Here is a 13,667-nt window from a genome sequence, read left to right as displayed (position 1 = left end):
CGCTCGCCTTTCAGGAGGTGGGAAGCACCCGACGAGTGGCGCCGCCTACGACGACACCGTTATGAACGACCAGCGTCGCTCCGGCGCCGGCTAGAAGTACGGCGCAGGTTCGAAGCAGCGAGATGGGGTGCCGGAGGATCAGCAGTTCCACAAACATGGTCATCAGCGGATAGGTCGTCACGATGATGGATGGGTCGGCGGCAGTGGAGAGTTGGACGCCAATGTTCTCGAGGATGAAGTAGGCAGTGATGCCCAGTAGTCCGCTCAGGTAGATCATCCGGCGCTGGCGGGCATCTGGCCGCGTGACGCGACCGGGACGGAGACGGACCATGACGAAGAGCACGGCAGCTGCCATGGTGAATCGGATCAACCGCCGATGGTCAGCGGCCCAACGTCTGCGAGGACCCGATTGGTGACCGCGTACGAGCTGCTCCAGAGCAACGCGGCCAGGAGCACGGAACCAATCGCCGCGAGCTTGGGACCCCGTTGACCGAGTACGTGTCACCTCCTTTGGTTAACGAGTAGTGGATCATTGATCGAAACATGACCGGCGTATCGAGCGATAGGTTAGCGGATGGATGGCATGTTGACTGAGATAGCGAATTTAGTTCGGCAGATTAGGATAGAAAGCATTCATGGATGAACTTAATTCGCTGCTAGTACGGCTTCTGCAGGGAGATGGTCGGCGGACCAACCGTGACCTTGCCCGGGAGCTGCCGATCGCGCCATCGACCTGCCTGGAGCGGTTGCGCACCCGCCGCCGGTGACGGCTCCGCCTGTTGCGCGGGGCATCGGCTGGGCCTGTCCGAGCTACCGCCTCTGGCGACCAGGGCGAACAGGTCGACGGCCCATCCCGGTATCGGCCTCAACGCGCCTCCCCCTCCTACTGCGTTCCCATCAGGTCGCCCTCGATCCTTCTCGAGATCGTTTCACGACCTTTGATCGACCCCGTCCCATCCACCGAGATCAGTGGGAGGAGGGCCTGCCCATGAGGGCTGTGGTCGCGCGGGGTTGTCCGCGAACGAGATGAGCCGTTGCCTCGGCGTCGGCCGAGCAGCATGGGCCCCCGCCCTGGAAGTCCGTATGCCCAGGTGGCTCAAGACCGCGTGTGTTGCCTCCATTCGAGGGGGTACTCATCGGACTGGTGCTCGCCGGGAAGGACGTAAGGAGTCTGTGCAGCCGCCGCCATTGGTGCCCCCTGGAAGCCGGAGGGCGGAAGCGCACGTGCGGCCCAGGTTGAAGAACTCTCGGCCGACTGACTCTGGAGGCGACACGGCTCTTCTCCGTAGCCCCGTAGTGCGTGCCTGGCGGCACTGGCGGCAACCCCGCGACCTCTCCGTCTCCCGTAGCCCGGTGGACGTCGAAGACACCAACAGGCGCTGCGCTACGGCTTTGTGGGGTGTCAGCCTGGCGACCGACGAGCGGCAGGTAGGGCCGGTGGAACAGCACATCCACAGTTTCCTGGAGGTCCTGCCGCTGTCGGCGATGGCGTTCACGTCCTGTCTGCACTGGGACCAGGTCCGCGCCGCAGTGCGCGGGGGAAGGAACGCCGAGGACTGGAAGCTGCTGCCCGAGCAGGACCCGCTGTCGGTCCGTTACTTGACGTGTCTGGGGCCGGCCATCGGTGCCTTCGTGGCCCTGCCCTATGCCGAGGAGATGACGCGGTGCATCAGGGCGGCCAAGGCCCGGAAGGCGTCGTGAGTCTTACGACGCGTCTTCGCCGCGGGAAGGTGGCGGCAGAGCCGCTGCCTGAGCTGCGCGTGGTCGCCATTGGCGCAGAGGGGCCGGAGGATGTGGCGGTCGATGCGGAGGGCCGGATACTGGCGGGGCTTGCAGACGGAACGATCCTGCGTGTGAGCCTGTCAGAGGCCGGCCAGCTGGATCGTTCCGAGGTCATCGCGCATACGGGAGGCAGACCGCTCGGCCTGGAGACCACAGCCGATGGTGGGTTGCTCGTGTGCGACGCCTGGCGCGGCCTGCTGCAAGTGGACCCAGGAGACGGGGCTGTGCGGGTGCTCGCCCATGAGGTGGAGGGCGCTCCTCTGCGGTTCTGCAGCAATGTCGCGGCGGCGGCTGACGGCACGATCTACTTCAGCGTTTCCAGCCATCGCTACGGCCTCGAAGACTGGCTGGGTGACATTCTGGAGCAATCCGGGGCCGGACAGCTTCTGCGCCTGCGGCCCGGCGGTGATCCGGAGGTGCTGCTGAGCGGGCTGCAGTTCGCCAACGGAGTCGCGCTGGCCGCGGACGAGTCTTTCGTGACCGTCGCGGAGAGCGGTGCCTACCGGCTCAGCCGCTTCTGGCTGGCCGGACCCCAAGCCGGCCGGCACGACACCCTCATCCGCGACCTGCCGGGCTTTCCCGACAACATCTCGCGGAGCCCCGGCGGGCTGTTCTGGGTTGCCCTGGCCGGACCGCGCGAGGCGAGTGTGGATTGGTTGCACCGCGCTTCCCCCGTGTTCAGATGGGCAGCGTGGACCGTCGTCAGGAAGTTCCGCCCCCGCCCGCGGTCCACCGTCAGAGTCTTGTCGGTCAGCCCCGACGGCCGGCTCCTCCGGGACCTACTGTGCAGCAAATCTCCCTATCGAATGGTCACGAGTGTCCGCGAGCACAACCAGCGCTTGATCATGGGCAGCCTCGTGGAACGGGGAGTTGCCGTCTGCGACCTGTTCCCGTCCGCCCCTGCGTTCTGATGGACACCGAGTAGGGTGCGAGAGCCTGACCGGGGCTTTTGACCATGAGCGCAGGTCCAGCGGGATCCCCCCCGGGCGATACCGACGGCATGCAGCCAGGGCCCGACCACCGTATGGGCTCCTACCGCTGCAGCGGGCGCCTGCGAGCCGGAGGCGTCACGCGGCGTGCTGGTTGAACCGGTCCGCGGCACGGGTGTTGAGACGGCTGCATAGGGCGACGAGCCGCGTCCGGGCCGCGTGTCCGGTTTCGGCGACCGCGGAACCCTCCACCGTTCCGCCTGGCGTCCCCTCAGCCGCGGCCGGCAGCAGCCGGGCGACTGCCGAGTTCATCCGGGTCACGAGCACAGGTGCGAGGCCGTGCGCCTTGGCTCCGAGACGCGCGGCGGGCGTGAGGACCAGCCGGGGGCGGCGGCGCTCGATGGCCTGCACGATGCGCTCCGCGGCCCGCTCGGCATCCATCGACAGCAGGGGGAGTCCGGCCAGCGACGAGAACCATGCGTACTCCCGGTCGGCATCACCGGCAAAGCGTGCGTGCAGATGCGAACCCGTGCGCATGAGCCCGGGGTGCACCGCGGTGACGCTGACGCCGTGCCGGTTCTGTTCCTCACGCAGGCCTTCTGCCAGCGCCGCGATGGCCGACTTCGCACACGAGTACGGGAGAAGATGGGGAACGGCGAACAGTCCGCCGATCGATCCGATCAGCGCGAGCCGGCCACCGACCCAGCTGCGACGCAAATAGGGCAGCGCTTCGAGCGAGGTGTACAAGGCCCCGAAGAACATCGTCTCCATGGCTTCCCGGAACTCCTCCGCACCCACTGGATCCACCGGACCGACCTGGATGGTGCCCGCGTTGCCGACGACGATGTCGACACTGCCGCTGCGCGCCGCTACCTCGGCCAGGAGAGCGCGTACGGCCGCCTGGTCGCGTACGTCGCAGACCGCCGTGTGCACCTGCACCCCGTACGTGGTGCGCAGCAGCTGCTCTGCCTCGTCCAGCTCGTGCCGATCGCGGGCGGCCACGGTCACCTCGCAGCCTCGCCGGCCCAGCTCTTTGGCAAGGAGCAGGCCGAGCCCGCGGGAACCCCCGGTGATCACGCCGGACAGACCACGGAGATCGGACATCATGTGCCTCCCTTCTGCTGTGCCGCAAAGGTTCGCTGCGGCGCGGGCGGGCGAGCGGTGGGGTCACATCCCGGTGAGCTGAGGCAGCACCTTGGTGCGGTAGAAGTCGAAGAATCCGCGCTGCCCGGGGCCGATCTGGCTCACGTAGACGGTGTCGAAGCCGGCGTCGACGTAGGCCCGCAGCGCCCCGATGTGCTGGTCGGCTTCGTCACCGCAGGTCATTGTCCAGCCGCACCGAGGTGCGGGGCCAGGCATCGCCGAAGATGTGCTCGTTCAGTGCCTCGCCGGTGCCGACGCCCAGCCGGAAGCGTCCCTCGAACATCGCGGCCGAGGTAGCGGCGGCCTGGGCCACGACAGCCGGGTGGGTGCGCAGGCTGGGACAGGTCACCGCCGTCTCCACCGGCAGCGACACCGCTTGCGAGAGGCCACCGATGACCGACCAGACGAAGGGGCTGTGGCCTTGGGCATCGTTCCACGGGTGGTAGTGGTCGGAGATCCACAATGCCTGGAATCCGGCCTGCTCCGCCATCCGGGCGTGTTCCAGCAGGTCGGCGGGCCCGAATTCCTCGGACACCAGGAAGTAACCGAATCTGGTCATGCCCCTGCCTTCCATCGCACCCGATCCCCTCGAGAGACCTCGAGTAACCAGGGGCCCCGGGAGGAAACCGGTCGCGACGAGCCGGATTCCCCGCCGGCAACGAAAGTGGGAGGAGAGCAAGGGGACGTCACATACGCGCCGAGGCCCTAATCGGGTTGTTTCCTTGGGTGTCAGTCGGTCGAGAGGGCGTTGAGGAGGTCACCGACCTGCGGGTCGGGCAGGGCGCGGGTGACGTCGGCCTGGGCGACCATGCCGACCAGGTCGTGCCCGTCGATGACGGGCAGGCGGCGGACTGCTGGGTCATGGTGGCCAGGATCTCTTCGGCGTCGTCGTCGGCGCCGATGGTTACGGCCTCGCCCTGCGCCAGCTGCCCGGCCTTGGTCTGGGCAGGGTCCTCCCCCTGGCCGAGGACCTTCACCACGATGTCCCGGTCGGTGAGCATCCCTTCGAGCTTGTTGTCGGTTCCGCAGATCGGCAGCGTACCCACGCCGAGCTGGGTCATTTTCTCGGCGGCCTGGAGGACGGTTTCCTCAGCGCCGATGCACTCGGTACCGGGGGTCATGATTTCTCGCGCGGTCGATGCCGCTCACGCCTGGGGCTGGAGCCTGCAGGCATTGCTGTTCACCCTTTTCGCTGGGGTGGGCCGCCCGGGGCGGCTTATTTGCCGCGGCCGGTGATCACGTCGCGGGCCCGGTCGACCAGGCCGGCGCCGGGAGCGAGGAGCTTGTTGGCGGGCGGGGTGTCCGGGGCGCTGGGATGCGGCCGGGTGGGTGCGGTCTTCTTCGCACGACGGACCTTCTCGCCCAGCTCCTCCAGCGTCTCCTCGCTGCACGCCTGGCGCAGTTGGACGAAGAGGTGGGTCTCCTCGTCCTGGACGTGGGCGGTGACCTCGGTCTTCAGCGAGGCCACGAGCTGGTCGAAGTTCTCGTCGTCGGCCTGTCGGCCTTCGAGGTCCTTCAACAGCTCCTCGACCCTGGCGTGGTCGGCGATTTCCTTGTTCGCGATGGTGTCGCCGCCGGTGAGGTGCTTGCGGACGGCCGGGTAGAGATGCATTTCTTCGGCGACCGAGTGCCGCACCAGCTCAATGGTCAGCTGATCCACAAGCCGCTTGCGTTCGGAGTTCCGGGGTGTGGCCGCCTGGATTCGTTCGAACAACTCATCGACCTCCCGGTGATCGGAGGTCAGCTCATCGATGACGTCGCCACCGTGTCCCACAGCGCCACAACCTTCCTTCGCGGTGTCTCCCGATGCCCATCCGGAGGGTCCGGACCGACGGGTCTCGGGTTCCCCAGGGGACCCTGCGGTTAACACCTTCGGCCTCTGATTAATCCGAGCGGGACACGCCACCGGGTTGCGGCGCTCATCGCGACAGGGGGTCCGGCGAGAGCCCGCAGTCCCTCGTGACCTGCACCTGGCAGAGCGCCATTTTCCGGGTGGTGCGCCGAAGACCTGGTCGTTGATCGTGTGGCATTTGAGGGCGCTCTGCAGGTCGTCGGCGAATTGCTGGCGGTCGGCGGTGTTCCGGCGTGATGGCGCCGGTGGCCTGCACCGCAGGGCGGTCGCCGCTGCCGTGGCGGATCGTCTTGGCCCCGTCAGCACCGGCCCAGAGCTCGGCCAAGTGCGGCCGGTCACGGAGCCTTTGCAGGCGGAAGTCGCGGTGGGGCGGGGCGGGCATGCGCTCGTTCGGTTTCTGCGGCTCCGGGGGGAGCTGTGAGAGAGCCGGCTGGAGTACCCGACCCGGCAGGCTAAGAAAGGTGTAGATCTGTATATAGCAGTCATGAGGGGGTCGGGTAGGGAGACGGTAGGAGATGGCGTGCGCGGTGTGGTCGGGCCGAACTACTGGCTGACCGCTGGCTGGAGCGACCGCCGTCGAGATCCCGTACTCCAGCACACTCCTTCCCCACCTGGGTGGATGAGGTTTTCGGCAAGGGCACCGTTCCGCCCGGCCTTCGGTATCAGGGTTGCGCGCGCCTGCGGGGCGCCGGGTGGCGGCGCCGGGGGAGCATGAGGAGGGGACCGGTGTTCAGGGCCGCCTCCGGCTTCGGCCGGATCGTCGTGTCAGGTGCGGGCCGGAGCTGCCATCGCGCACCGACGGCGGCAAGCGCGAGGGTCGCTTCGGCCAGGCCGAAGGTGTCACCCATGCATTTGCGGCTGCCCGCGCCGAAGGCGACCATCGCCCCGCGCGGCACGGATGATGCCCGCTCGGGAAGCCACCGATCGGGATCGAAGCGCTCGGGGTCGGGGAAGAGTTGGGGGTTGCGGCCGAGGACGTACGGGCTGAACAGGATGGTTGTGCCGGGTGGCAGCCGGTGTCCGGCAAGTTCGGTCTCGACGGTGGCCACACGGGTGAGTAGCCAGGCGGGAGGGTAGAGGCGCAGGGTTTCGATGATGATGCGTCGGGCGTAGTCGAGGACGGGCAGGTCGTGGAAGGCAGGCAGCCGGCCGCCGAGGATGCGGTCGACTTCGTCGTGCAAGCGCTGCTCGGCCTCGGTCTGTCGGCCCAGAAGGTGGAAGGCCCAGGCCAGGACGCTCGCGGTGGTCTCGGTGCCGGCGATCAGCAGCGTCATGACCTGGTCCCGGATCTCGTCGTCGGTGAAACGCTCGCCGCTCTCCTCGTCCTGAGCACCGATCAGGATCGACAGTAGGTCCCCGTTGTCGGTCCCGGCGCTCCGGCAGCCCTGAACGGTCTCGTCGATGACCGCGCGTAGCCGTGCGCGCGCCTGGTCGAAACGTCTGTTCTCCGGGGTGGGGAGTCTTTCCAGCAGACCGATCGGCGCGACCATGCGCTTGTAGATGCCTCTGAGGATGATGGGCAGACAGTGCTGTACTTCGGCAACGGCCCGACCGCTGATCGTGGTCGAGAACAGCGTTCGTGTGGTGACGCGGACGGTGAGCGCGTGCAGGATGGTGTTGAGGTCGATGGCGTGGCCCTCCTGCCATGCACCGAGGGTCCCTTCGATCTCTTCGCACATCATGGCGACGTACGACGCCATCCGGCTGGGATGGAAAGCGGGCTGCACCAGTCGGCGCTGCACCCGGTGCTCCGCCCAGCCGGAGGTGAACAGACCGTTGCCCACGAGCGGTCGGACTTTGTCGAACAGGGGGCCGCCCTTGTCGTAGGTACGCGGGTCCAGCAGGACCTGCTGTACGAGCTCGGGTTGGCAAACCATGTACGCCCGGTGAGGGCCGAGACGCACCTTGACCAGGTCGCCGCGGGCGGGCAGGGCGGAGAGGAACTCCAGCGGGTGGCGCCGCAGAGGTATCGCATGGCCGAGGACGGGGAGCCGGCCGGGAGCGGCGCCTGTCGTCGGCGCAGCAATGCCGGGTTCCGACAGGCAGGTGCTCGGCCGCGTGTGTCCGGTTGCTGCCAACGCTTCAGCTCCTCGTTAAGGATGGTGCCCGGCGGCCTGTGCTGCGTTCGGGCTCTGTATCGCCCTCGGTATCGGCATCGGTGCCGGGACGTGGCCGGAACCGGGTGACGGGAGCCGTGAGGCTGATCCAGCCTGAGGTGGAGCCGTCCCAGACGTAGCCGTCGCCGAAGTAGCGAGGGGTGAGGTATTCGAACTCCTGGCTGCCACCGATGACATGGTCCAGTCCGTTCAGATAGGTGCGGATGTCCGCGCGCGTGCCGTGCGGGCCGCGCAGCAGGCGATCCCGTGCCGCGAGGTAGGCCCTCTCATGGTGCTCCACCAGCTCACATAGCCGGTCGACCGACTGTTGCAGACCGAGTCCCTCGCGCTCGATGAGCACGCGGACCAGCGTCATCTTGTCCTCCTCGGCGTGCTCCTTGCGCCAGGACAGCAGATCGTTGACGGTGATCATCTGTCGCATGGCGTGCGTGTGCACGTCCGCGAGCAGCGCGTCGTATGCGGTCATGTCGACGCCCGCCGCGTATTCGGTCATCAGCCGGATGAAGTCGCAGCCGAAGCTGTCCAGGCGCACGGTCATGCAGGTCTCGTAGTCCGGCACTCGGTCCGTCAGCTTGAAGCGGATCTCGGTGGCGCACCCGCGCAGAAAGGCTTCCAGAGTCTCGGCGAACCGCTGGATCTGCGCGGGAGTGAGCCCGGGGCTGATGCGTCGCCACAGGTCCTTGCCCGCCAGCCCGTACGGGAGTTCCTCGTTCCCGTCTCCTCCGCCGTGGAAGTCGGCCATGATGCCGGTGAACACCGCGCGGGCATCGGCCTCATCGGCGCCCAGCGCCGAGCGGTCCGAGACGGAGCTGTCGATGACGGTGACGTACTGGTACCAGTCGGCGACGTCGAGCGCCCGCTGCTCATCGGCGCCCGGCACGGTCAGTGGTCCGTACAGCCCGTTCCGCTGGCGCAGGAAGGACAGCAGGTCCTGCTCGTTCGCGAAGCAGCTGTCGAGTCGGCGGCGCACCCAGCCGTTGGACCGGAACTCGATCTGTGCGGCCTTGGGGTGGTAGGCCACCGGCAGCAGCCGGGGCAGTTCGGGCAGGAAGAACTCGGTCATGATGTCCTCGTAGAGGCTGCGTAAGCGAGTTGACGCAAGGCCGCGGCGGCCGCCTCGGGGAAGGGGACGCGGTCGAGGGCGGACAGACCGGCAGCGGCGAATCCGCTTGCCGCCGGTGAAGAGGAATCCGTCCAAGGTGTTGATGAGCTTCTGGAGCGGTGGCCTCGCGGAGCGACGCTTGGCCGCCAGAGGTTCCGCGAGCACGGCGTTGACGGCCTGCCGGATCCCCATCAGGTCCGGCACGGCATCGGTGAGGGCGGTCCCGGAGTAGTCCTCGGCACGTGCCGCAGCAGCGGGCATGGACTCCCTCCCAGGGAGTGAGACGAGGAGAAGCGGAAGGTAAGTGATATGACACTACTCATAGTTGTCGCTCCCCAGTGCTCGGGGAAGCCGAAGCATCGCCCTGCTGGGGGGCTCACCTCTCACGAGGTGGTGCACGCCCACCGCGCACAGCGCCCAACGTGCGCCCCTGACTACGTAGATGCGCTCTGCTGGGGTAACACGTGCAGCGCCATGTCCAAGCGGCGCGGTCTCAGCCCTGCGGCGACCAGTTCGTCGCGGGCTTGCGCCGCAACGCCTGCTGCCCCGCACTGACCGGCCAGGTCCACTCCCTGGTGCAGGGGATGGGCGGCCTCTGCAAGGCGGCCGGCACGGCGCAGAGCGCTGCCGAGCTCGACCAGAGCGCGCGCGAGCTCGTACGACGAGGGCGCCACGTCCAACACGCTGACGGCCCGTTGCAGCAGTGCAATGCCCTCCGGCCCCTCGGTCACCAGGGCGAGCACACGCAGCGCCTGGCCCACGGCCGTCGCCGTGCCGAATCGCTCGGCGCGCCGCAGCGCGTCCTGCGCCAGATCCAGCGCTCGCGCGGCGTTCGTCGTCCGGGAGGCGAGCGCCAGGTGAGGCAGCCATGGGCACCAGGCGGGGTTGCGCATACCGCGCAGGTCAAGGCGCCGGCCCACCTCGGACAGCTCCTCGGCGGCTTCCTTGTCCATGCCCCGCGCCAACAGCAGTTCACCCTGCACGGTCTGGGCGTCGGGAAGTGTGACAGCCAAGGGGAACGGTTTGCCGAACCGACGGTGTGCAGCCAGTTCCTGGGCGGCCGCGAACTCCCCGCGGGCCACCAGGATTTCGATCAGGCCTGCGACCGCGTACCACTGCGCGTGGGTGCCGGCCGGCCCCAGCCGGTCGGCCAACTGCAGCCCGGCGCGAACGAAGTCCTCGGCGTCGGTGAGCTGCCCCTTCCAGAAGCGGATGTAGCCGAGCAGGCTGTAACCGAGCGCGAGGTGCACCCCGCGCCAGCCCTGGCGTTCGTACTGCGCGATGGCTCCCGCGTACAGTTCCTCGGCCCGGTCCGCCCGGTCGCAGTACAAGAAGGTGAGGGCCACCAGCGACGGGACCTCGAAACTCCACTCCTCATCCGTCCAGCTCATCTCCCCAGGCCCCAGCGCCCGGTGCGCGTACTCCAACGCGGTCGTCACCGGCTCGCCGCGCACCATCGCATCCCACCCACGCAGCCCGAACAGGTAACGCTCGGTCCGACTCCGACCGGACAGCCGCTTGGTGAGCTGGGTGAGCCGACGCGACAGGACCGGGGCTTCCCGGTCGTTGGAGGTGAACCCCGCCGCCATGAAGTGCTCCATGAGCATGCGCAGGCGCACACGCGAGTCCGTGGCGATACGGGACTCCCGAATCGCCACGTCCGAGGCATCGGTGAGCCGGTCGCAGTACGCCAGCGCCCGCATGAGCCGGATCACGATGCTCTGCCGCAGCTCCGGCGGCAGATCCGGCTCCTCCAGCGCGGCCTGCAAATGGTTCACCGTCGCCACCGGATCCTGCAGCAGCGCAGGAGAACCGAGTTCATACAGCACTCTGGCCCGCAGCCCCGCGGGCGGAGGCTCGAGCAAAGCGCGCTCCAGACAGCGTCGGGCAGCCTCCGGAGCGCCCCGGCCCAGGTACTCCCGGGCCGCGTCGCACAGCTGCTCCGCAGCCCAGGGGTCACCCTCCGGCTGCGTCTCCAGCAGATGCCGCGCCGCCGCAGCCGGACCGTGACCCGACTCGACAAGCTCCCAGGCGGCCTTGCCGTGCAGCGCCACACGGATCCCGGGCGGGATCGCCCGATGAATAGCCGTCGCGATCAGCGGATGCACGAACTCCAGCGTCGGGCCGTAGGTCAGAATCCGCTCGGCCCGCAGCATATCCGCCGCTTCGGCGGCCTCTGCCTGGCCAAGCGCCGCCAGGGATGCGGCCAGTCCTGAAGCCGCCTCCGAACCCAGGACGGCAACCGACCAGGCCAGCCGCACCGCGCCCGTGCCCAAGCGCCCCAGCCGGTCTACCAGGCCACGGCCCCAGGTCTCGGCAGCCAGGTGCCGCAACGCCCCGGCGTTCTCCCGGGTGGGAACCAACTGTCGGTCGCGCACCTTCGCCGCCAGCTCGACCGTCTCGAACGGGTTGCCGCCGGTGACCAGCCAGGCTTCCTGACAGAAGTCGTCATCGGCCTCGGCGCCCAGGCCGTCGCGCACCAGGTCCGCGACCGCGCCCGGGCTCAGTGGCGCCAGGTCCAGCGGCGGACGCACCCGGTTCCGCTCGGCCATGTCGCTGAACGCGCTCGCAGCCTCGCGCAGTTCGTCCGGGCGGTAGGCGACAACCACCAGCACTGGCAGTTCCTCCACCCGCCCTGCGAAGGACGTCAGCCACGCCAGGGACTCCGCGTCCGCCCAGTGAAGGTCATCGACGACCAGGAGCAACGGGCCGCCCCGCACCGCCACATGGGTGAGCACCCAGTCCAGACCGTCCCGCACACCCTGGGGATCCGGCGCTGCGCCGTCCGCCGGGGGAGGACACAGCCCGACACACGGACCGACAATCCCGTACCAGTCGCCCAGCATCTCCCGGCGCTCGCTCTCGGCGTACGAGGCCAGCAGCGGCTGGAACAACTGCCGCACCACATGGAAGGCGAGGCCGTGCTCCTGCTCCCCGCCCTTCGCAAAGAGCCCGGTGCAGTCACGCTCGGCCGCGAGCCGGCGCACCTCGTCCAGCAGGGTTGTCTTGCCCCCTCCAGCGGGCCCGGTAAAGGCCAGCAGCCCGCCGCGGCGCTCGGCATGGCCTACCGAGTCCGTCGCCGAACGGCCGGTCACAGCATCCAACGCCACCCGAGCAACAACCAGTTCAGTGTCTCGCTCAAGAGTTCTCGACATGGTCCGCACGCCCCGCTCACCCTGTCCCCGGGCTGCCGCCCGGAACGCCACCCGTTGAGTGTCGGTCTGATCCGTGACCACCCGTTTCCCTCCCGGCACGGTGCAGCCATGCATATCGGCGATCCCGCTCGTTGAACGTTTACGTAGCGTATCCCCCGGCCAACCCTCAGCGACACGGCCACAGCATCTCTCACCCTCAAGAACCTTCGCCGCGCTACACTCTCGCCGTCCTCGCGGGGCGGCGGGCACGGGAACGATCGGCATCACACCAGGGGTATGAGCCGGTGTCCGTGGAGGCATCATGGCGACGAAGAAGATCACCAGCCCGTTCCCTGAGCGATACACCGACCGACAGTGGGCCCGGTAGGCACAGGAAGGCCGCGGACTGATCAAGGAAGATACTCGGATCCAGTTCCACTTTGGCGACCTGACGTTGAAGATGGTCGCGTCCGACCACGCGGGAACCACGGCGAGTTCCAGATCCTCGACCGGTTCGCCGATGAGATCGAGAGCAACTCGTCGGGCGGCTCTCCTACGTGTCGATCAGCCATGTCGTCGCCAAGAACGACTCCCTGACCTGGGACCAGACGGTCTCGATGACCAAGACCGGCGGCTGGGGCCGTCTCGGCGGCACCAGCGTCTACGAGGTAGGCCGCTGCGCGTCGGCCGACAAGTGCACGACGCTGTTCACGAACTTTCCCATGCAGCGCATGGGTGAGGGCGTACGAACGGGGGCCAGTGAAAGATGTGGTCCGCGATCAACCCGCGCGGCAAGGAGCGCGGCAAGGGCCAGAACCGGGCCACCGCGATCTTCTTCAACCCCGGGTGGATCAGCGTCTCCCAGCACGATCTGACCTCCAATCCGCGTATGGGCCGCGCCTGTCGCCACGGAGACGGTGTTCCAGGTATCCGACCAGTGCGGAGCATCCCTCCGATCTTGATGATCTGTGCCGAACACGGCAGCGCCCGCCCCTGAGTCTTGGGGCGGGCGCTGCTGCTCCCCAGCGCCTCGTAGACCAGCCGGTCGCCGTAGTGCTTCGTGTCCCGCGTGAATTCACGGCGCGGCAGCCGGGCCGGTCACGCAGCAGCGCGACGGGTCGCGGTGGGGGTGTGGGCCCGGCTGTCGTCGCCGCGAGAGCGGCGGATCAGCGAATCGAGGGCCCAGCTGCCCGGTCCCAGTACGGCGATGAGCAGGAACGCCCAGCAGTAGATCGCCGCCGGCTCGCCGCCGTTCTCCAGCGGTAGCAGCGCAACCGGCTGATGTACCACGAAGTACGCATAGGCCATCGAGCCGGATGCGATGGTCGCGTTGCTGCGGGTGAACAGTCCCGCGAGTACGAACCCGCCGCAGGCCAACTGGATGAGCGCGGCCCACCAACTGGGCCATGCGCCGAACTCGACCCCGTGTCCGGTACCGCGGCTGCCGCCGAACACCCCGAACAGCGAGGCCATGCCGTGGAGGAGGAACAGCAGGCCCGTCACGATGCGGAACAGTGCGAGCACCGGTCCGCGGAACCGATCAAGGTTCATCAGATCACCTCTTGACGGTGGTGGTGGTCGGGCGGGCCGGGAACCGGCCCGCCCGAC

Annotated in this window: 9 protein-coding genes and 3 pseudogenes; 3 read left to right on the top strand and 9 right to left on the bottom strand. The window is 68.2% G+C overall.

The annotated features are described in order from the left end of the window. Nucleotides 1–10: 10 nt before the first annotated feature. The gene (locus ABZW18_RS06010; protein ID WP_356182714.1) at nucleotides 11–370 is read right to left on the bottom strand and encodes a DMT family transporter; all 360 of its coding nucleotides are present in this window, start codon (nucleotides 368–370) and stop codon (nucleotides 11–13) included. Between the two features lie 265 nt (nucleotides 371–635). On the opposite strand from ABZW18_RS06010, the pseudogene ABZW18_RS06005 reads away from it, so the two are divergent. The 3 genes and pseudogenes from ABZW18_RS06005 to ABZW18_RS05995 form a co-directional block, all read left to right on the top strand. Then, nucleotides 636–752: pseudogene (locus ABZW18_RS06005) on the top strand (AsnC family transcriptional regulator); the annotation flags it as partial. Between the two features lie 601 nt (nucleotides 753–1,353). Beyond that, nucleotides 1,354–1,701, top strand: a complete 348-nt coding sequence (locus ABZW18_RS06000; protein ID WP_356182711.1) for a hypothetical protein — start codon at nucleotides 1,354–1,356, stop codon at nucleotides 1,699–1,701. Nucleotides 1,702–1,745: 44 nt separating this feature from the next. Continuing rightward, complete coding sequence (locus ABZW18_RS05995; RefSeq protein WP_356182897.1) at nucleotides 1,746–2,693, top strand: SMP-30/gluconolactonase/LRE family protein; 948 nt, start codon at nucleotides 1,746–1,748, stop codon at nucleotides 2,691–2,693. A 156-nt stretch (nucleotides 2,694–2,849) separates the two neighbouring features. Here ABZW18_RS05995 and ABZW18_RS05990 read toward each other — a convergent pair whose 3' ends face one another. The 8 genes and pseudogenes from ABZW18_RS05990 to ABZW18_RS05955 all read right to left on the bottom strand — a co-directional run bounded on the left by ABZW18_RS05990 (nucleotide 2,850) and on the right by ABZW18_RS05955 (nucleotide 13,610). Then, nucleotides 2,850–3,815 carry an SDR family NAD(P)-dependent oxidoreductase gene (locus tag ABZW18_RS05990; protein ID WP_356182709.1) on the bottom strand — a complete coding sequence of 322 codons (966 nt, stop codon included), beginning with the start codon at nucleotides 3,813–3,815 and terminating at the stop codon, nucleotides 2,850–2,852. 63 nt (nucleotides 3,816–3,878) lie between these two features. After that, nucleotides 3,879–4,413 (bottom strand): annotated as a pseudogene (locus tag ABZW18_RS05985) (TIGR03557 family F420-dependent LLM class oxidoreductase). A 170-nt stretch (nucleotides 4,414–4,583) separates the two neighbouring features. Further along, a pseudogene (locus ABZW18_RS05980) lies at nucleotides 4,584–4,975 on the bottom strand (CBS domain-containing protein). A gap of 95 nt (nucleotides 4,976–5,070) precedes the next feature. Beyond that, entirely contained in the window at nucleotides 5,071–5,628 is a 558-nt protein-coding gene (locus ABZW18_RS05975; protein WP_356182707.1) for a hemerythrin domain-containing protein, read from the bottom strand. A gap of 740 nt (nucleotides 5,629–6,368) precedes the next feature. Then, nucleotides 6,369–7,784 carry a cytochrome P450 gene (locus tag ABZW18_RS05970; RefSeq protein ID WP_356182704.1) on the bottom strand — a complete coding sequence of 472 codons (1,416 nt, stop codon included), beginning with the start codon at nucleotides 7,782–7,784 and terminating at the stop codon, nucleotides 6,369–6,371. A gap of 4 nt (nucleotides 7,785–7,788) precedes the next feature. After that, nucleotides 7,789–9,186: a terpene synthase family protein gene (locus tag ABZW18_RS05965; RefSeq protein WP_356182701.1), complete on the bottom strand. Its 1,398-nt coding sequence runs from the start codon at nucleotides 9,184–9,186 to the stop codon at nucleotides 7,789–7,791. A 173-nt stretch (nucleotides 9,187–9,359) separates the two neighbouring features. Further along, the gene (locus tag ABZW18_RS05960) at nucleotides 9,360–12,035 is read right to left on the bottom strand and encodes an AAA family ATPase (protein WP_356182698.1); all 2,676 of its coding nucleotides are present in this window, start codon (nucleotides 12,033–12,035) and stop codon (nucleotides 9,360–9,362) included. 1,122 nt (nucleotides 12,036–13,157) lie between these two features. Then, the gene (locus ABZW18_RS05955) at nucleotides 13,158–13,610 is read right to left on the bottom strand and encodes a DoxX family protein (protein WP_356182695.1); all 453 of its coding nucleotides are present in this window, start codon (nucleotides 13,608–13,610) and stop codon (nucleotides 13,158–13,160) included. Nucleotides 13,611–13,667: the final 57 nt, after the last annotated feature.

It is taken from the genome of Streptomyces sp. NPDC004647 (assembly GCF_040609575.1).
Taxonomy (GTDB): domain Bacteria; phylum Actinomycetota; class Actinomycetes; order Streptomycetales; family Streptomycetaceae; genus Streptomyces.
This window is presented reverse-complemented; position numbering and strand designations above follow the sequence as displayed.

Bases quoted from the DNA above. Each gene is read 5' to 3' on its own strand.
- ABZW18_RS05990 (WP_356182709.1), bottom strand. From the start codon at position 3,815: ATGTCCGATCTCCGTGGTCTGTCCGGCGTGATCACCGGGGGTTCCCGC.
- ABZW18_RS05955 (WP_356182695.1), bottom strand. From the start codon at position 13,610: ATGAACCTTGATCGGTTCCGCGGACCGGTGCTCGCACTGTTCCGCATC.
- ABZW18_RS05965 (WP_356182701.1), bottom strand. From the start codon at position 9,186: ATGCCCGCTGCTGCGGCACGTGCCGAGGACTACTCCGGGACCGCCCTC.